This window comes from Paractinoplanes pyxinae (assembly GCF_026626335.1).
Taxonomy (GTDB): Bacteria; Actinomycetota; Actinomycetes; order Mycobacteriales; family Micromonosporaceae; genus Actinoplanes; species Actinoplanes pyxinae.
This window is the reverse complement of the sequence record NZ_JAPNTZ010000004.1, coordinates 152,741-165,666: the sequence shown is the minus strand read 5'-3', so window position 1 is coordinate 165,666 and position 12,926 is coordinate 152,741. Positions and strand designations below refer to the sequence as shown.

The following is a 12,926-nucleotide window of genomic DNA, read 5'->3' as shown; positions in this document are numbered from 1 at the left end:
CGAATCAGGCCGCGGCTTCGGCCAGCGCGTCGAGCGCCTGACGCACGGTGAACGCGCCCGCGTAGAGCGACTTGCCGGCGATCACGCCTTCGACGCCGACCGGCTCCAGCGCGGCCAGCGCCCGCAGATCGTCCAGGGTGGACACGCCGCCGCTGGCGATGATCGGCTTGTCGGTGGCCGCGCACACCTCGCGCAGCAGCTCGACGTTCGGGCCGCGCATCATGCCGTCCTTGGTGATGTCGGTGACCACGTAGCGCGAGGCGCCCGCCTTGTCGAGCCGGGCCAGCACCTCGTACAGGTCGCCGCCGTCGCGGGTCCAGCCGCGGGCCGACAGGGTGCGGCCGCGCACGTCCAGGCCGATCGCCACCCGGTCGCCGTACTCGGCCACGACCCGGTCGCACCACTCCGGGTCCTCCAGCGCGGCGGTGCCGATGTTGACCCGCGCGCAGCCGGTGGCCAGGGCCCGGGTCAGCGACTCGTCGTCGCGGATGCCGCCGGACAGCTCCACCTTGACGTCGAGCCGGCCGACCACGCCCGCCAGCAGCTCGGCGTTGGAGCCGCGCCCGAAGGCCGCGTCCAGGTCGACCAGGTGCACCCACTCGGCGCCGTCGTTCTGCCAGGCCAGCGCGGCCTCGAGCGGGTCGCCGTAGGCCGTCTCGGAGCCGGCGGCGCCCTGCACGAGGCGGACGGCCTGACCGTCCGCGACGTCGACGGCGGGCAGCAGCTGCAAGGTCATGGTTGCTCTCTCCAGATAGTTCGGCCGGCTTCACGGCCGTGGACGACGGGGTGGATCAGCCGGCCTTGCGGCCGAGGACGACGACCACGAGAGCCGGGGCGGCAAGGACCAGCACTGCGGTGAGCACGATCCGCAGCGACAGCTCGGGCACGAACAGCCACACCGCGGCGATGGCCACCGCCGGCACCAGCAGGATGCCGAGCCGTTCGCCCCGGCTGCGCCGATAGAGCTGGCCCGAACTGCTCCGCCGTCGAGGGCGGAGCCGATTCAGCACCTGGCGCCGCTGCTGCCGCCGCGCCACCTTGCGGGCGCGCGCGGCCTTCTCCTTCTCCAGCACGGCGAGACGCGCCTCGCGCCGCCGCGCACGCTCCTTCGACATCGTCTAGATTCCGGCGACCCAGTTGCGCAGCAGCGCGTAGCCGGCGTCGCCCGACTTCTCGGGGTGGAACTGCGCCGCGCTCAGCGGGCCGAGCTCGACCGCCGCCGCGAAGGGCTTGTCGTGGCTCGCCGTGGTCACCTTGCCGCCGGCCGCGCGAAGAAGGTCGACATCATTCGCCGCGTACGAGTGGACGAAGTAGAACCGGGAATCGTCGGAGAGCCCGTCGAACAGCCGCGACCCCACCGGCACGTCGACCGTGTTCCAGCCCATGTGCGGGATGCGCTCGGCCGTCAGCTTGTTCACGACGCCCGGCAGCAGGCCCAGGCCCTTGGTCTCGACGCCGTGCTCGACGCCCGCCTCGAACAGGATCTGCATGCCGACGCAGATGCCGATCACCGGACGGCCGGCCGCGACCCGGGCCGCGATCATCGGGCCGGCGTCGATCTCGTCGATGCCGGCCATGCACGCGGCGTAGGCGCCCACGCCGGGGACGACCAGGCCGTCGGCCTCGGCCGCGACGGTCAGGTCGCTGGTCACGGTGACGTCCACGCCCGTACGCGCGACAGCGCGCTCGGCCGACCGCAGATTGCCCGACCCGTAGTCGAGCACCACGACGCTCGTCATCAGACCGACCACAGGATGCCGCCGGCCGTGGCCAGGGCGGCGAGCACCCCGACCAGGCCGATGCTGAACTTGGTGGCCCCCGAGCGCACGAGCTGGATCACGCCGCCGACCAGGAAGCCGGCCAGCAGGAACAGCGCGATGGCCATCAGAGCACGCCCTTGGTCGAGGGCAGCTGGCCGGCGTTGCGGGGGTCGATCTCGACCGCCTCGCGCAGCGCCCGCGAGAACGCCTTGAACTGCGTCTCGACCACGTGGTGGGCGTCGGGCTTGCCGCCGTCGCGGGCCGCCCGGAGCACGCTGACGTGCAGCGTGAGCCGGGCCGCGTGGCCGAACGACTCGAAGATGTGCCGGGTCATGCTGGTCGGGTAGACCGGACCGATGTACGGCGCGAGCTCGGGCTCGTCGTGCACGATGTACGGCCGGCCGGACAGGTCGACCGCAGCCCGCACCAGCACCTCGTCCATCGGGATGGTGGCCGAGCCGTAGCGGCGGATGCCGGCCTTGTCACCCAGCGCACGCGCGAAGGCGTCACCGAGCGCAATTGCCGTGTCTTCCATCGTGTGGTGCGCGTCGATCTCGAGGTCACCCTCGGTGCGCACGGTCAGGTCGAAGCCGCCGTGCCGGGCCAGCTGGTTGAGCATGTGGTCGTAGAAGCCGACACCCGTGCTCAGGTCGCCCTTGCCGGTGCCGTCGAGGTCGATCTCGACGAGCACCTTGGTCTCGTTGGTGACGCGCTCGACGCGCGCGGTGCGGCTCACTGCAAGGCCTCCAAGAATGCATCGGTCTCTGCGGGCGTTCCGGCGGTCACGCGCAACCAGCCCGGCAGGCCGACGTCGCGGATGAGCACACCGCGGTCGAGCAGGCGCTGCCAAGCGATTTTCTGATCCCCGCCCACCTCGAACAGCACGAAGTTGGCGTCGCTGTCGGCCACCCGCAGGCCACGCTCGCGCAGCGTGGTGACGATGCGGTCGCGCTGCTGCTTGATCACCTCGACCGTGTCGAGCAGGGCCGCCCGCTGGGACAGCGCCGCGCGGGCGGCGGCCTGGGTGAGCGCGGACAGGTGGTAGGGCAGGCGGACCAGTTGCACGGCGTCGACCACGGCCGGGTCGGCGGCCAGATAGCCGAGCCGGCCCCCGGCGAAGCCGAACGCCTTGCTCATCGTGCGGCTCACCACCAGGCGCGGGTGCCCCGGCAGCAGGGCCAGCGCGCTGGGCGTGCCGGGACGGGCGAATTCGGCGTACGCCTCGTCGACCACCACCATGCCCCGGGCCGCACCGAGCACGGCGGTCACGACCTCGGGGTCGAGCGCCGTGCCGGTCGGGTTGTTGGGCGAGCACAGGAAGATCAGGTCGGGGTCGTGCTCCTCGATCTGGGCCAGCGCGGCGGCCGGGGTGAGCCCGAAATCGGGATCCCGCAGCGCTCCGACCCACCGGCTGCCGGTGCCCTGGGCCAGCAGCGGGTGCATCGAGTACGACGGGCCGAAGCCCAGGGCGGTGCGGCCGGGACCGGCGAACGCCTGCAGCAGCTGCTGCTGAACCTCGTTGGAGCCGTTCGCGGCCCACGTGTTGGCGCTGGTCAGGCCGTGGCCGAGGTAGTCGGCCAGGTCGGTCCGCAGGGCCACCGCGTCCCGGTCGGGGTAGCGGTTGAGGTCACGCAGCTCGGCCTGCACGGCCTTGGCGATCGCGTCGACCACCGCGTCGGGCAGCGGGTACGAGTTCTCGTTGGTGTTGAGCCGCACCGCCACGTCGAGCTGCGGGGCGCCGTACGGCGTCTTGCCCCGCAGGTCGTCGCGGATCGGCAGGTCGTCGATCGTCGTCACGCCGGGCCTCCCACCTGGTTGCGCGTCACCGCGGAATGGCCGGTCATGCCCGGGCCTCCCGCCTGGTTGCGCGTCACCGCGACGCGGCCGGTCATGCCGGGCCTCCCGCCGGGAAGCGGGCCTGGACGGCGTCGCCGTGGGCGGGCAGATCCTCCGCGTTGGCCAGGGCGACCACGTGGCCGGCGACGTCGCGCAGCGCGGCCTCGTCGTACTCGACGACGTGGACCCCACGCAGGAACGACTGCACCGACAGGCCGGACGAGTGGCGCGCGCAGCCGCCGGTGGGCAGCACGTGGTTGGAGCCGGCCGCGTAGTCGCCCAGCGACACCGGCGACCACGCCCCCACGAAGATCGCCCCGGCGTTACGCACCCGCAGCGCCCACTCGCGGGCGTCGCGGGTCTGGATCTCGAGGTGCTCGGCCGCGTACGCGTCGACCACCCGCAGGCCCTGCTCGAGGTCGTCGACCAGCACGACGCCGGACTGCTCGCCGGCCAGCGCCGTCTGCACACGGGCCGCGTGCTTGGTGCTGCCCACCTGGCGCAGCACCTCGGCGTCGACCGCGTCGGCCAGGGCCGGCGAGTCGGTGACCAGCACGCTCGCGGCCAGCGGGTCGTGCTCGGCCTGGCTGATCAGGTCGGCCGCGACGTGCCGGGGGTCGGCCGTGTCGTCGGCCAGGACGGCGATCTCGGTCGGGCCGGCCTCGGCGTCGATGCCGACCGTGCCGCGCAGCAGGCGCTTGGCCGCGGTGACCCAGATGTTGCCGGGGCCGGTGATGATGTCGACCGGCTCGCAGCGGTCGCCCTCGTCGGCGCCGTCGGCCCCGTAGCCGAGCATGGCGATCGCCTGGGCGCCGCCGACCGCGTACACCTCGTCGACGCCGAGCAGGGCGCAGGCGGCCAGGACGCGGGCGTCGGGCAGGCCGTTGTTCTCTTTCTGGGGCGGGCTGGCCACGACCAGGGCCTCGACCCCGGCCACCTGGGCGGGCACCACGTTCATGACCACGGTGGACGGATAGACGGCCAGGCCGCCGGGCACGTACAGGCCGACCCGGCGCACCGGGATCCAGCGCTCGGTGACCGTGCCGCCGGGGACCACCTTGGTCGTCACGTCGGTGCGGCGCTGGTCGGCGTGCACCTTGCGGGCCCGCTCGATCACCACCTCGAGCGCGGCGCGCACCTCGGGCTCGAGCGTCTCGGCGGCGGCGGCGATGGCGGCGGCGGGCACGCGCAGCCGGTCGAGGGCCACGCCGTCGAACTGCTGGGTGGCCTCGCGGATCGCGGGGAAGCCGTGCTCATGGACCGACTCGACGACGGGGCGGATCTGCTCGACGGCCACGGAGACGTCGAGCTGGGCACGGGGCAGCAGGCCTCGCGGGTCCCGGTGGGAGCCGCGCAGGTCGATCCGGTTCAGCACGCCGCCAAGTTTAGGCGGCGCCCCCGACAGAACCGCGCCCGCGGCGGGCCGACCCAGGTGGTGGGATCTCGATCACTCCCGCGCGGTCGCCGGCCGGGTGACGCGGGAGTGACGGGTTGACCATGGTGGGGTGACCGATAGGCTGAACCCGTGAGCAAGCGGCTACCGGTGTTCCCGCTGGGTACGGTGCTCTTCCCCGGCCTGGTGCTGCCCCTGCACATCTTCGAGGAGAGGTACCGCACGCTCGTTCGTGAGCTGGTGGCCAGCCCCGAGGAGGGTCCGCACGAGTTCGGCGTGGTGACGCTGCGCCGCGGGGCGGAGGCGCCCGCGCCCGACGGCCCCGACGATCCCACGCCCGAGAACCCGCCCATCTCGGTCGACGACCTCTACCCCACCGGCTGCACGGCCGAGCTGCGGCAGGTCACCGAGCTGCCCGACGGCCGGTACGACATCATGACGGTCGGCCGGCGGCGGTTCACGGTCAAGGACGTGCGCCAGGGTGACGAGCCCTATCTGACGGCCGAGGTCGACTGGCTGCCCGAGGAATCGGCCGACGAGACGGCCGAGCTGCTGGCGCCGCGGGCGCTGGCCGCCTTCCGGGCCTACCTCGAGCTGCTGCGCCCCGACTCCGAGGTGCTGGACGCCGTGCCCGGCGACGCCACCGTGCTGTCCCACCTGATCGCGGCGACCGCCCAGCTCACCACCGACGAGCGGCAGCTGCTGCTCTCGGCGCCCGACACGGCGACCCGCCTGCGCACCGAGCTGAAGCTGCTCAACCGCGAGGCCGGCCTGCTGGCCCGGGTGCGCGCCGTGCCCGTCCCGCTCAGCGACCTGGCCCGCCCGGCCAGCCCGAACTAGCCGCGGGGCTCGCCCGGCTGATAGGCGCCCGGATCGCCCGGCCGGTAAGCGTTCGGGTCACCCGGCTGGTAGGCGTTCGGGTCACCCGGCTGGTAGGCGTGGTGGTCGCCGGCCGGAGGCGCGCCCTCGGCGTACTCGTTGTTCGGGCCGTAACCCGGCTTGGCGCCCGGCTGGTCGAGGTCGGGGTCGTTGGACCACCCGGCCATCAACGTCAGCACGATCGCCGCCGCGAAGGCCGGCACCAGCATCGGCCCGAGCGAGTGCACCTCGGGCGGCGCCGCGTAGGTCTGGCCCTGCTGGGCCGTCTCGATCCAGTGCCGGTAGTCGGAACGCCCGGCCAGCTCGCCCACCCAGGGCGCCACCAGCCAGCCCGCCCCGAGCGTCCCCAGCACGACGCTGAGCAGCAGGAACGGCCCTCGGTCGCGGCGCAGCAGCAGCCACGCGAGGATCGCCACGAGCAGGCCGAACCCCAGGCCGAGCAGCGTGAACCAGCCGTCGGCGGCGATGTACTCCTCGGGCGACGGGTCGTTGACCACCACGCCCGCCTGCCCGGCGTCGATCACCGGCACGGACGGCGCCAGCCAGCGCCAGAGCAGCCCCAGCGGGGCGCCCAGCACGAGAATCACCACCAGGCACGAGACCGCCACCACGACGGTCCTCTTCCACGGCCGGTGCGACGAGCCACGCAGGTCGAACGGCCGGCCGAAGAAGGTGCGGGCCGGCCCGGACGGGTGGGCCAGCTCGTAACCCTGCGGCGGGGCCTCGTAATCGAAGGCCGGGCGCTCGCCGGGCGGCGCCGGTTCCTGACTCGCGTTCACCCTACGATCCTGCCAGGTGACGACGGTCGTCGTCCCGCGTGCCCGGTCACGACGGTCAGACCACCGCGGACGGGCCGAGGATCATCTTGAGGTCGGCCCGCAGGGCCGGGGTGGGGGCGACCCGCACCGCGCCCAGCCGCAGAATCGTCGTGCGGCTGCCGTTCTGCAGGTGGACGTGCACCTCGGACTCGCCGGGGTGGCTCTTCAGAATGTCCTTCAGCTCGGACACCAGCGGCGGCGTGCAGCGGGTGATCGGCATGGTGAGGGTGACCGGCTTGCTGTCGGGGTTGTGGCTGACGTCGGGCAGCGACATGTCCATCGCCATGATGCGCGGGGTGTCGTCGCGCCGGTCGACCCGGCCCTTGACCACCACGATCGCGTCCTCGGCGATGAACTGGCCGATCACCTCGTAGGTGTTGGGGAAGAACAGCGCCTCGACGCCGCCGGCCAGGTCTTCCAGTGTGGCCGAGGCCCACGCCCGGCCCTGCTTGGTGATCCGCCGCTGAACGCCGGTGAGGATGCCGGCCAGGGTGACCACCTGACCGTCGGGCACCGAGCCCTCCTCGTTCAGGGCGGCGATCGTCGTGTCGGCCGAGTTCTGCAGCAACTGCTCGAGACCGGCGAGCGGGTGGTCGCTGACGTAGAGGCCGAGCATCTCGCGCTCGAACGCCAGCTTGTCACGCTTGTCCCATTCCGAGTCGACGATGGGCGGCATGGCCACCGTGGCCGCGCTGCCGCCGTCGGTGTCGCCGAACGCCCCGAACAGGTCGAACTGGCCGGCCGCCTCGTTGCGCTTGACGTCGGCGTAGGCGTCGATGGCCTCGGCGTGCACCGCGAGCAGGCCCTTGCGGCTGTGCCCCATCGAGTCGAACGCGCCCGCCTTGATCAGCGATTCAATCGTCTTCTTGTTGCAGACGACCGCGTCCACCTTGGACAGGAAATCGTAGAAGTCCTGGTACTTGCCCTTTTCCTCGCGGCAGCGGGCGATCGCCTCGACCACGTTGTTGCCGACGTTGCGCACCGCGGCCAGGCCGAAGCGGATGTCCTTGCCGACCGGGGTGAACGGGCCGGCCGACTCGTTGACGTCGGGCGGCAGCACCTGGATGCCCATGCGCCGGCACTCGGCCAGGTACATGGCCATCTTGTCTTTGTCGTCGCCGACGCTGGTGAGCAGACCACCCATGTACTCGGCCGGGTAGTGCGCCTTGAGGTAGGCCGTCCAGTACGACACCAGCCCGTACGCGGCCGAGTGGGCCTTGTTGAAGGCGTAGCCGGCGAACGGGACGAGCACGTCCCACACCGCCTGGATGGCTTCCTTGGAGTAACCGTGTTCCATGCAGCCCTGCTGGAACGGCCCGAACTCCTTGTCCAGGATCTCTTTCTTCTTCTTACCCATGGCCCGGCGCAGCAGGTCGGCCTGGCCGAGGCTGTAGCCGGCGAGGATCTGCGCGGCGCGCTGCACCTGCTCCTGATAGACGATCAGGCCGTACGTCGGTTCGAGGATCTCGCGCAGCGGTTCCTCGAGCTCGGGGTGGATCGGCGTGATGTCCTGCAGCTTGTTCTTGCGCAGGGCGTAGTTGGTGTGCGACTCGACGCCCATCGGGCCGGGGCGGTAGAGGGCCAGGACGGCCGAGATGTCCTCGAAGTTGTCCGGCTTCATGAGCCGCAGCAGCGACCGCATGGGCCCGCCGTCGAGCTGGAACACGCCGAGCGTGTCGCCCCGGGCCAGCAGCTCGTAGGCGGGCTTGTCGTCCAGCGGCAGGGCCAGCAGGTCGAGGTCCATGTCGTGGTTGAGCTTGATGTTCTTGACCGCGTCGTCGAGGATCGTCAGGTTGCGCAGGCCCAGGAAGTCCATCTTGAGCAGGCCCAGCGTCTCGCACGTCGGGTAGTCGAACTGGGTGATGATGACGCCGTCGGAGGCGCGCCTCATCAGCGGGATGTGGTCGATGATCGGCTCGGCCGACATGATGACGCCGGCCGCGTGGACGCCGGTCTGGCGGATCAGGCCCTCGATGCCGCGCGCGGTGTCGATCACCTTTTTGACGTCGGGGTCGGTCTCGTACAGCGTGCGGACCTCGCCGGCCTCGCTGTAGCGCTTGTGCTCCTTGTCGAAGATGCCCGACAGCGGGATGCCCTTGCCCATCACGTCGGGCGGGAGCGCCTTGGTGATCCGGTCGCCGACGGCGAACGGGTAGCCGAGCACGCGGGCCGAGTCCTTGATGGCGGCCTTGGCCTTGATCGTGCCGAAGGTGGCGATCTGGGCGACCTTGTCGTCGCCCCAGCGCTCGGTGACGTAGCGGATGACCTCGCCCCGGCGGCGCTCGTCGAAGTCGATGTCGACGTCGGGCATCGAGATGCGCTCGGGGTTGAGGAACCGCTCGAAGATCAGGCCGTGCGGCAGCGGATCGAGGTCGGTGATGCCCATGGCGTACGCGATCAGCGAGCCCGCGGCCGAGCCGCGCCCCGGGCCGACGGCGATGCCGTTGCGCTTGGACCACTGGATGAAGTCGGCGACCACCAGGAAGTAGGCCGGGAAGCCCATCGAGATGATCACGCCGAGCTCGTACTCAGCCTGCTTGATGTGCGTCTCGGGGATGCCGTCGGGGAAGCGCCGGCGCAGGCCCTCGAAGGCCTCGTGACGGAAGTATTCCTCTTCGGTGTAGCCGTCGGGGATGGGGAACCGGGGCATCAGGTTCTTGAAGGTGAACATGCCCTCGGTGTCGACCCGCTCGGCCACCAGCAGCGTGGTGCGGCAGCCCTCCTGCCAGGCCTCGGACGAGTCGACCGCGCGCATCTGGTCGGCCGACTTCACGAAGTAGCCGTTGCCGTCGAAGCGGAAGCGGTTGGGGTCGGCCACGTTGCTGCCGGTCTGCACGCACAGCAGCACGTCGTGGGCGGCCGCCTGCTCCTCGTACACGTAGTGCGAGTCGTTGGTGACCAGGGGCTTGATGCCCAGCTTGCGGCCGATCTCGAGCAGGCCGTCGCGGACCCGGCTCTCGATCGACAGGCCGTGGTCCATGATCTCGAGGAAGTAGTTGTCCTTGCCCAGGGCCTCTTGGTACATCGCGGCCGACTTCAGGGCCTCGTCGAACTGGCCGAGCCGCAGCCGGGTCTGCACCGTGCCCGAGGGGCAGCCGGTGGTGCCCATGATGCCCTCGGCGTGTTCCGCGATGATGTCGAAGTCCATCCGCGGGTACTTGCCGAGCTGGCCCTCGATCGAGCCGCGCGAGTTGAGGCGGAACAGGTTCTTCAGGCCGACGGCGTTGCGGGCCCACATGGTCATGTGGGTGTAGGCGCCGTTGCCCGAGACGTCGTCGCCCTTCTGCTCGGGACGGCCCCACTTGATGCGGCTCTTGGTGAGGCGGGACTCGGGCGCCACGTACGCCTCGACCCCGATCACCGGGGTGATGCCGGCCGACTTGGCCTGGGTGTAGAAGTCGTACGCCCCGTGCATGTTGCCGTGGTCGGTGATCGCCGCGGCCGGCATGCCCAGGCGCGACGCCTCGGCCAGCAGGTCTTTGACGCGGGCGGCGCCGTCGAGCATCGAATACTCGGTGTGCACGTGGAGATGCACGAACGAGTCAGACACCCCGGGCCCCCTTTAACTTGTCGGAACCCGAGAGACTCTAGCCGGGACCCCCGACGAGATTCGAGGGCTACACGCGTGTCATTCCGCGAATGGCTCGATCATCACACTGGCCGCCTTCTGCCACGCCGTCCGCGTCTCCTGCTGAAGATCGCCGTACTCGATCGAGGAGCCGACCTCGAGGGCCTGGTCGTACGGCACGACGGCGACCGCGCGGGTGCGCGTGGCGAAGTGCTTGGCGAAATCGTCGAGCAGCGGCAGCGGCCCCGGCGACGGGCACGAGATCAGCGTGACCGCGTTGGAGACCAGGTCGCCCATGCCGCTGTCGTCGAGCACGTCGAGCATCCAGTCGGCGGTGAACGCGGCGTCCTCGCGGGGCACCGTGGTGATCACCAGCTGGTCGGCCTGGCGCATGACCGTCTGCCAGTTGACGCTCTCGACGTTGTTGCCGGTGTCGACGCAGATCACGTCATGGGTGCGGCGCAGCAGGTCCATCACCCGGCGCACGGTGGCCTGGTCGAGCCGGGCCGCGAAGCGCGGGTTCTCCTCACCGGCCAGCACGTCGTACGAGCCGTCGGAGGCGTGCCGCAGATAGCCGTCGAGCTCTTGCAGCAGCCCGTCGCCGTGCAGGTTCTCGATCTGCGTGAGGTCGGCCAGCAGGTGCTTGATCGTGCGCGCGTGGCGGGCGCTGCCGGCCCGCAGGCCCAGCGTGCCCCGCAGCTCGTTGTCGTCCCAGGCGAGCACGCCGCGGCCGCGGACGCTGCCGATGGTGGCCGCGGCCAGCACGGTGGCGGTCGTCTTGTGCACGCCGCCCTTGGGGTTGGCGAAGGCCAGCACCCGGGGCTTGCCGAGCTTGCGGCGCATCACCGAGACGGCCCGCTCGAGCTGGTCGTCGGTGCGGCCCTGGCGCCACTCGATCCGGGCGGCGGCCGGCGAGGTGGGCTGCGGAGCCAGCGACATGGGCGGCGCCACCGCGGGCATGGGCGGCGGCGGGGCCGCGGGCATCGGCGGCGGGGCGACCGGCATGACCGGCGCCGCGGCCGAGGCGCGCACCTGCGGGTACTCGCGACCCGGGGGCGGGGCCGCCGGCGGCCGGGCCGACGGGCTGAAGAAGCTGTGCTGTTCGTCGGCCGGCGGGGCGACGGGCGCCGCCGGGGCCGGGGCCGCCGCGCGGCGCGGGGACGGCGAGGGTGGCGTCTCGGCCGGACGGCCCTGCCACCGCGGGTCGAGCGGGTTGATCGGCCGCTGCGGCATCGGCCGCGGCTCAGGCTGCGGCGGTTCCGGCTGACGCTGGTCGAAGCGGCCGGCGCCGTACTGCCCGCGGGATTCCAGCGGGTTGATCGGGCGGCGGGTCGGCAGGGGCTGGCCGTACTGCTGCGGCGGGGCCGCCTGCGGGGGCGGGGCTTCCCGCTCCGCCTCGGGCTGCTCCTCGGCCTGCCGGGAACCGTGCCGGGCGCGGTCGAGCAGCGCCCGCCATCGCGGGGCTGGTTCCGCAGGCCGGCCCCAGCCGGTCTCGGTCCCGTCCACGGCTCGTCCTCCCTGCGCTGCTTGACTGGCGGTGATCCACACCCCGGGCTCCTCGCCCCTGACAGGCTACGGAGCGAACCTCGATCGGGCCACTGCCCGTTCCGCCGAGCCGGACCCGCCCCCGGCAACGGCGCCGGCGCACGAGAGAACTAACGCCCGGACCCGGCTCAAGGTGCTGGTGACCGGCTCGCGGCATCGTGAGCAGGAGTCGCGTTCGATGCAGAGGGTACGGCAGAACGCTCCTCCGGCGCCGGGGTGGGAGGCGGCGCCGTGCGGACGGCGCCGGGCGATGAGGCAGATGTCACAGATGCCCCGGCCGACGACATTATCGGCGCGGACGGGCGCGAAGCAATGCCCTCGGGCCCGGTTGGCACAGCGGGCGAGCGCGACGGTTCGGCCGGAACTGTGCCCTTCTGCTCGGGCAGGGGCGGGCGGAATTCCGTACGGTCGAGTTGCCGCACTTCCGGCGCCGGGTCGACCGCCCGCACCCCCGGCCGGTCGGCCACCCCGCGCAGCGCGGCCGGCGCCGCCCGGACCACGGCCGCGAACACGCACGAACAGCCCGAGCGGTAGGCCGAGGCCTCCGCCGCGGCCGTGGCGGCCGCCGCCGCGTATGCCCGCCGGGCCCGCCGCTGGTTCTCGTCGTCGCCGGTGAGCCGCCGGGCCAGCTGCTCGTACTCGGCGTGCTCGCGGTCGCGTTCCAGGGCCGTGTCGAGCATGCCGGTGAGCACGTCGGCCGGGAGCAGATAGACCGGGATCCGGATGGCCGGGGTGTGCGCCTCGGGCAGCGGCACTCGCGCATACACCTGAGACACCCCGGTGCCCGCGAGCAGGCCGGGCAACAGACCGGCGGAGACGTAGCCCTCCAGACTCACCAACGCCCACGTCTCGCCCGCGGCGGGCGCGGCCGGATCGGTCAGGGCGTCCAGCTCGTCGTGGGCCGCGTCCAGATAGCCGGGCACCGACTGACCCTGGACCACGCCGACCCGCACCACGTCGCCCGGGTCACCGGCGGCCGGCGCCGCCTCGCGCCGGCTCAGCCAGAGCGAGCCGAGCAGCAGCGCGCCGGCCGTGGCCACCGCGACCGCCGCCACCATGCGGGCCGAGGGGACCCCGCGCAGCGCGTGCCCTCGTACTCGATGATCCGCGGGCCCCACCGGTGACCG

12 protein-coding genes are annotated in these 12,926 nt (G+C 72.2%); 1 reads left to right on the top strand and 11 read right to left on the bottom strand.

Features of this window, described 5'->3' with window-relative positions; translation table 11 throughout:
- Positions 1–4: 4 nt before the first annotated feature.
- The 7 genes from priA to hisD all read right to left on the bottom strand — a co-directional run bounded on the left by priA (position 5) and on the right by hisD (position 4,971).
- The gene (gene priA / locus OWR29_RS11940; RefSeq protein ID WP_267562757.1) at positions 5–736 is read right to left on the bottom strand and encodes a bifunctional 1-(5-phosphoribosyl)-5-((5-phosphoribosylamino)methylideneamino)imidazole-4-carboxamide isomerase/phosphoribosylanthranilate isomerase PriA; all 732 of its coding nucleotides are present in this window, start codon (positions 734–736) and stop codon (positions 5–7) included.
- A 55-nt stretch (positions 737–791) separates the two neighbouring features.
- Positions 792–1,115 carry a hypothetical protein gene (locus tag OWR29_RS11935; RefSeq protein WP_267562756.1) on the bottom strand — a complete coding sequence of 108 codons (324 nt, stop codon included), beginning with the start codon at positions 1,113–1,115 and terminating at the stop codon, positions 792–794.
- A 3-nt stretch (positions 1,116–1,118) separates the two neighbouring features.
- Positions 1,119–1,739 (bottom strand): imidazole glycerol phosphate synthase subunit HisH, encoded by a 621-nt coding sequence (gene hisH / locus OWR29_RS11930; protein ID WP_267562755.1) that lies wholly within the window; start codon positions 1,737–1,739, stop codon positions 1,119–1,121.
- Positions 1,739–1,885 (bottom strand): CG2302 family histidine operon protein, encoded by a 147-nt coding sequence (locus OWR29_RS11925; protein ID WP_166661101.1) that lies wholly within the window; start codon positions 1,883–1,885, stop codon positions 1,739–1,741. The genes hisH and OWR29_RS11925 overlap by 1 nt, the downstream gene beginning before the upstream one ends.
- Complete coding sequence (gene hisB, locus OWR29_RS11920; RefSeq protein WP_267562754.1) at positions 1,885–2,496, bottom strand: imidazoleglycerol-phosphate dehydratase HisB; 612 nt, start codon at positions 2,494–2,496, stop codon at positions 1,885–1,887. Before hisB ends, OWR29_RS11925 begins: the two co-directional genes overlap by 1 nt.
- On the bottom strand, positions 2,493–3,557 hold the full coding sequence (locus OWR29_RS11915; RefSeq protein ID WP_267562753.1) for a histidinol-phosphate transaminase: 1,065 nt from the start codon (positions 3,555–3,557) through the stop codon (positions 2,493–2,495). Before OWR29_RS11915 ends, hisB begins: the two co-directional genes overlap by 4 nt.
- A 91-nt stretch (positions 3,558–3,648) precedes the next feature.
- Complete coding sequence (gene hisD / locus OWR29_RS11910) at positions 3,649–4,971, bottom strand: histidinol dehydrogenase (protein ID WP_267562752.1); 1,323 nt, start codon at positions 4,969–4,971, stop codon at positions 3,649–3,651.
- A 150-nt stretch (positions 4,972–5,121) separates the two neighbouring features.
- Here hisD and OWR29_RS11905 point away from each other — a divergent pair, with 150 nt between their 5' ends.
- Positions 5,122–5,829: an LON peptidase substrate-binding domain-containing protein gene (locus tag OWR29_RS11905; protein WP_267562751.1), complete on the top strand. Its 708-nt coding sequence runs from the start codon at positions 5,122–5,124 to the stop codon at positions 5,827–5,829.
- Here OWR29_RS11905 and OWR29_RS11900 read toward each other — a convergent pair.
- From OWR29_RS11900 to OWR29_RS11885, 4 genes are all read right to left on the bottom strand, one after another.
- On the bottom strand, positions 5,826–6,647 hold the full coding sequence (locus OWR29_RS11900) for a hypothetical protein (protein ID WP_267562750.1): 822 nt from the start codon (positions 6,645–6,647) through the stop codon (positions 5,826–5,828). The two genes, OWR29_RS11905 and OWR29_RS11900, sit on opposite strands and share 4 nt — an antisense overlap.
- A gap of 55 nt (positions 6,648–6,702) precedes the next feature.
- Positions 6,703–10,236, bottom strand: a complete 3,534-nt coding sequence (gene dnaE, locus OWR29_RS11895) for a DNA polymerase III subunit alpha (protein ID WP_267562749.1) — start codon at positions 10,234–10,236, stop codon at positions 6,703–6,705.
- 78 nt (positions 10,237–10,314) lie between these two features.
- Positions 10,315–11,760: a MinD/ParA family ATP-binding protein gene (locus OWR29_RS11890; protein WP_267562748.1), complete on the bottom strand. Its 1,446-nt coding sequence runs from the start codon at positions 11,758–11,760 to the stop codon at positions 10,315–10,317.
- Positions 11,761–11,927: 167 nt separating this feature from the next.
- Positions 11,928–12,917, bottom strand: coding sequence for a hypothetical protein (locus OWR29_RS11885; RefSeq protein ID WP_267562747.1), 990 nt, complete (start codon positions 12,915–12,917; stop codon positions 11,928–11,930).
- Positions 12,918–12,926 lie beyond the last annotated feature (9 nt).

What these genes read in the sequence shown, in the direction of transcription:
- priA (WP_267562757.1), bottom strand. Translation starts at nt 736, where the DNA reads ATGACCTTGCAGCTGCTGCCCGCCGTCGACGTCGCGGACGGTCAGGCC.
- OWR29_RS11935 (WP_267562756.1), bottom strand. Translation starts at nt 1,115, where the DNA reads ATGTCGAAGGAGCGTGCGCGGCGGCGCGAGGCGCGTCTCGCCGTGCTG.
- hisH (WP_267562755.1), bottom strand. Translation starts at nt 1,739, where the DNA reads ATGACGAGCGTCGTGGTGCTCGACTACGGGTCGGGCAATCTGCGGTCG.
- OWR29_RS11925 (WP_166661101.1), bottom strand. Translation starts at nt 1,885, where the DNA reads ATGGCCATCGCGCTGTTCCTGCTGGCCGGCTTCCTGGTCGGCGGCGTG.